The organism is Sinomonas sp. G460-2, from assembly GCF_047759905.1.
GTDB lineage: Bacteria > Actinomycetota > Actinomycetes > Actinomycetales > Micrococcaceae > Sinomonas.
This window is the reverse complement of record NZ_JBKZWT010000250.1, coordinates 1-5,388: the sequence shown is the minus strand read 5'-3', so window position 1 is coordinate 5,388 and position 5,388 is coordinate 1. Positions and strand designations below refer to the sequence as shown.

Annotated in this window: 3 protein-coding genes; all 3 read right to left on the bottom strand. The window is 67.4% G+C overall.

Annotation, left to right across the window (positions count from 1 at the left end; all coding sequences use genetic code 11):
- Positions 1 to 80: 80 nt before the first annotated feature.
- Positions 81 to 2,723: a DNA gyrase subunit A gene (gene gyrA, locus ACLN58_RS17250; protein ID WP_415856478.1), complete on the bottom strand. Its 2,643-nt coding sequence runs from the start codon at positions 2,721 to 2,723 to the stop codon at positions 81 to 83.
- A 49-nt stretch (positions 2,724 to 2,772) separates the two neighbouring features.
- Positions 2,773 to 4,839, bottom strand: coding sequence for a DNA topoisomerase (ATP-hydrolyzing) subunit B (gyrB, locus tag ACLN58_RS17245; protein ID WP_415856477.1), 2,067 nt, complete (start codon positions 4,837 to 4,839; stop codon positions 2,773 to 2,775).
- 207 nt (positions 4,840 to 5,046) lie between these two features.
- Positions 5,047 to 5,388: DUF721 domain-containing protein (locus ACLN58_RS17240; RefSeq protein ID WP_415856476.1), on the bottom strand; the 342-nt coding region annotated here is incomplete at its 5' end.

Sequence of the window (5,388 nt, the reverse complement as noted above, 5' to 3'; positions counted from 1 at the left end):
CACGGCCGGCCGCTGCGGGGGGCGGGCCGGTGGGGTCACCTGAGGGTACCCGCCAGGACGGGCCTCGTTCTCGGGCGTGCTCACTCGTTACCTCCGGGGTTCTCGACAGAGTCTCCGGTCAACGTTACGGCATCCGGCGTCTCAGTGCTGTGGGCAGCAGTCTCAGTACCGCCCTCGGCTCCGTCATCTTCCGGGTCCTCAGCGAGGCCGCGCTCGGAATTCCGCGCCACCGCGATGATCCGATCGCCCTCGTCCGGGCGGGCGAAGATCACGCCCATGGTGTCGCGACCCGTCGCCGGAACGCCCGACACCGCGGAACGAACCACCTTGCCGCCCTCCATGACCACGAGGACCTCGTCCTCGTCGTGCACGATGAGCGCACCCCTGAGGTGCCCACGGCCTTCCTGGTACTTGCCGACCTTGATGCCGAGCCCGCCGCGACCCTGCCGCCGATACTCCTCGACGGCCGTCTTCTTCGCGTAGCCCCCGTCGGTCACGATGAACACATACGAGTCGTCGCTCACCACGTCGGCCGCGAGCAGCTCGTCGTCCTCCCGGAACTTCATGCCGGTCACGCCGCTGGTCGCGCGGCCCATGGGACGCAGCGCGTCGTCGTCGGCCGTGAAGCGCACGGACAGGCCCTGGCGGGAGACGAGCATGAGATCGTCGGTCTCGGAGACGAGCTGCGCCGAAACGAGTTCGTCGTCCTCGCGGAGGTTGATCGCGATGACGCCGGCGGAGCGGTTCGTGTCGTAATCCTCGAGACGGGTCTTCTTGACGAGACCGCGCTTGGTCGCGAGCACGAGGTACGGCTCCTGCTGGTAGTCGCGCAGGTCGAGGACCTGGGCGATCCGCTCGTCCGGCTGGAACGCGAGCACGTTGGCCACGTGCTGGCCCTTCGCGTCGCGGCCGCCCTCGGCGAGCTCGTACGCCTTGGCCCGGTACACGCGCCCGAGGTTCGTGAAAAAGAGCAGCCAGTGGTGCGTCGTCGTGACGAAGAAGTGCTCCACGACGTCGTCGCCGCGCAACTGGGCACCCCGCACGCCCTTGCCGCCCCGAATCTGGGCGCGGTACTGGTCGCTCCGGGTGCGCTTGACGTACCCGCCGCGCGTGATCGTGACGACCACTTCCTCCTCGGGGATGAGGTCCTCGACGCTCATCTCACCGTCGAAGCCAGCGAGGATGCGGGTGCGGCGATCGTCGCCGTACTTGTCGACGATCGTGCCGAGCTCTTCGGAGATGATCAGGCGCTGGCGCGCGGGGTCGCCGAGGATTACGCGGAATTCCGCGATCTGTGCTTCCAGCTCATCGTTGCGGTCCTGGATCTTCTGCCGTTCGAGGGCCGCGAGGCGGCGCAGCTGCATGTCAAGGATCGCTCGGGCCTGGAGCTCATCGATGTCGAGGAGCCCCATGAGGCCGTCGCGGGCCTCCTCCACCGTGGGGGAGCGGCGGATGAGGGCGATGACCTCGTCGAGCATGTCGAGCGCCTTGAGGAGGCCGCGGAGGATGTGGATCTCCTCCTCGGCCTTGCGCAGCCGGAAGCGAGTGCGGCGCACGATGACGTCGATCTGGTGCGTCACCCAGTGGCGCACGAACGCGTCGAGTGAGAGCGTGCGGGGCACGCCGTCGACGATCGCGAGCATGTTGGCGGCGAAGTTGTCCTGGAGCTGCGTGTGCTTGTACAGGTTGTTGAGCACGACCTTCGCCACGGCGTCGCGCTTGAGGACGATCACGAGGCGCTGGCCAGTGCGGCCCGAGGTCTCGTCGCGCAGATCGGCGATGCCCTGGAGCTTGCCGTCCTTGACGAGCTCGGCGATCTTCATCGCGAGGTTGTCCGGGTTGGCCATGTACGGCAGCTCGGTGACCACGAGGCACGTGCGGCCCTGAATCTCCTCGACGTTGACCACGGCGCGCATCGTGATCGAGCCACGGCCGGTCCGGTAGGCGTCCTCGATCCCGCGGTGGCCCAGAATCGTGGCACCGGTCGGGAAGTCGGGGCCCTTGATCCGGACGAGGAGCGCGTCGAGGAGCTCCTCGCGCGTAGCCTCCGGATTCTGGAGGTACCACTGGACGCCGTCGGCGACTTCGCGCAGGTTGTGCGGCGGGATGTTCGTGGCCATGCCCACGGCGATGCCGGAGGAGCCATTGACCAGCAGGTTGGGGAACCGGGCCGGAAGGATGGTCGGCTCCTGGTTCTTGCCGTCGTAGTTGTCCTGGAAGTCGACGGTCTCCTCGTCGATGTCCCGGACCATCTCCATGGCGAGCGGCGCCATCTTGGTCTCGGTATATCGAGGTGCGGCGGCGCCGTCGTTGCCGGGGGAGCCGAAGTTGCCCTGGCCGAGCGCGAGCGGGTACCGCATGACCCAGTCCTGGATGAGGCGTACGAGGGCGTCGTAGATCGCCATGTCGCCGTGCGGGTGGTACGTGCCCATGACGTCGCCCACGACGCGCGCGCACTTGTTGAAGCCGCGGTCGGGGCGGTAGCCGCCGTCGAACATCGCGTACAGGACGCGGCGGTGCACGGGCTTGAGGCCGTCGCGAACGTCCGGCAGCGCGCGGCCCACGATCACCGCCATGGCGTAGTCGAGGTACGAACGCTGCATCTCGGTCTGCAGGTCAACCTGCTCGACGCGGTCGATGATGGCGTCTCCGGCCAACAAGCCGGCCGCGCGCTCGCCCTCGTCCGGGCCGAGGCCGGGGTTCTCCGGGGTCTCGTCGCTCACGAAATGTCTCCTCTAGTTGCTCTGGCGCGTCTGTCGGCGGAAAACCGGCTCAGATGTCCAGGAAGCGGACGTCCTTGGCGTTCTGCTGGATGAAGTGTCGGCGGGACTCGACGTCGTCGCCCATGAGCACGGAGAACGTCTGGTCTGCCGCGGCCGCGTCCTCCATGGTCACCTGGAGCAGGGTGCGCCGGTCCGGGTCCATCGTGGTGTCCCACAGCTCGGTGTAGTCCATCTCGCCGAGACCCTTGTACCGCTGGATCCCGTTCTCCTTCGGCAGCCGCTGGCCCTTGGCTGCGCCGACGCGGATCGTCTCGTCCCGCTCACGGTCGCTGTACACGTAGTCGTGCGGATGGTTGGACCACTTGATCCGGTACAGCGGCGGCTGGGCGAGGTACACGTAGCCGTGCTCGATGAGCGGGCGCATGTACCGGAAGAGGAGCGTCATGAGCAGCGTCGTGATGTGCTGGCCATCCACGTCCGCATCGGCCATGAGCACGATCTTGTGGTAACGCAGCTTGGCGATGTCGAAGTCCTCGCCGATGCCCGTGCCGAACGCCGTGATCATCGACTGGATCTCGGCGTTGCCGAGCGCCTTGTCGAGGCGCGCACGCTCGACGTTGAGGATCTTGCCGCGCAGCGGCAGGATCGCCTGGGTCTTCGGATTGCGGCCGCGTTTGGCCGAACCGCCCGCGGAGTCACCCTCTACGAGGTAGACCTCGCACTCGGACGGATCCTTGGAAGAGCAGTCCGAGAGCTTGCCCGGCATCCCGAACGATTCGAGCGGGCTCTTGCGGCGCGCGTTGTCGCGGGCCTTGCGGGCCGCCATGCGCGCCTGCGACGCCTGGATCGCCTTGCGGATCACATCGCGAGCGGGCCCGGGATTGCGCTCGAGCCAATCGCCGAGCTGGTCCGTGACGACCCGCTGGACGAAGCCCTTCGCCTCGGAGTTGCCGAGCTTCGTCTTCGTCTGGCCTTCGAACTGCGGCTCGGCGAGCTTGATGCTGATGACGGCGGTGAGGCCCTCGCGGACGTCGTCGCCCGTGAGGTTGTCTTCCTTCTCCTTGAGGATGCCCTTCTCACGCGCGTAGCGGTTCACGAGCGAGGTCATCGCGGCGCGGAAGCCCTCCTCGTGGGTCCCGCCCTCGTGGGTGTTGATCGTGTTCGCGTACGTGTGCACGGATTCGGCGTAAGCCGTGGTCCACTGCATGGCGACCTCGAGCGCCATCTTCCGCTCGGTGTCGAAGCTCTCGAACGCGATGACCTCCTCGTGGATCACCTCGATCCGCTTGGAGGAGTTGAGGTGCTGGACGTAGTCGAGCAGGCCCTCTTCATAGCGGTAATCGACGGTCCTCGGCTCAGGCGCGTGCTCGCCGTTCTCGCCGGCGATCTCCTCCTCGTCGACCTGCGCGGAGCGCTCGTCGGTGAGCGTGATGCGCAGCCCCTTGTTGAGGAACGCCATCTGCTGGAAGCGCGCGCGGAGCGTCTCGAAGTCGAACTCGGTGCTGTCGAAGATCGCGGGGTCCGGATAGAACGTCTGGATCGTCCCGGTCTCCTCGGTGGCCTCGCCCTCTTCCAGGCCGCCCACGGGGTGGCCGCCGTCACGGAACGACATGCGCCACACGTGGCCTTGGCGCCGCACTTCCGTGTCGACGCGGGTCGAGAGGGCGTTGACCACGGAGATGCCGACGCCGTGAAGGCCGCCCGAGACGGTGTACCCGCCGCCGCCGAACTTGCCGCCCGCGTGCAGGATCGTCATGACGACCTCGACCGTGGGCTTGCCCTCCGTGGGGTGGATGTCCACGGGGATGCCGCGCCCGTTGTCCTCGACGCGCACGCCACCATTCCGCTGAAGCGTTACCTGAATGTGGTCGCAGTACCCAGCCAGTGCCTCGTCGACGGAGTTGTCCACGACCTCGTAGACCAGATGGTGGAGGCCGCGCGGACCGGTCGATCCGATGTACATGCCGGGGCGTTTGCGGACTGCTTCGAGGCCTTCGAGCACCGTGATGCTGCTTGCCCCGTATTCCCTGGGCGCCTTGGGTTCAGGCTTTGGTTCGGGATTCGAACCAGCGGCACCATCCTCGTTGGACGCGTTCGCTGCGCTCTCGTCAGCCACAGGCGGTCTCGACCCCTCTTCGGTAGGCAGGCTTAACGTCTCAATTCTACCGGTTGACTCGCGGAAACCCGTCCACACGCGCCCTATGGGTGCCTATGGGAAGCCCGCAAGGGCGGATTTGGCGGCTCAATAGAGGGCCATCCAAGGGGGAGTGTGGCTCCCGGGCGGTGAGCGGCGCAGACAGCGGATTCCCGGCTCGCGATTCAATCAGCCGTACGTATCCCTGGGACCGCGGCCGCGAACAGTTCGCGCACCCTTGCGCCAGCTCGGCGCCGAGGGGCCGAGCACCTGGAGCGAGCGGACGACGTCGGGCCCCAGCTCGCGCGCGAAACGGTCCAGGAGCGCCGCGCTCAGGAGCCTCAGCTGCGTAGCCCACGCGGTCGAGTCGCACCGCACGCGCAGCGTCGTGTCCTCGAAGCTTTCGGGCGTGCAGTGCGCCGCGACTTCGGGTCCCACAAGCTCGCGCCAGCGCGCCATGACAGAGCCAACCGCCACGGGGGAGGACCAGCCGCGCTCGGCGACCATGCGCCCCATGACGCTTCCGAGGCC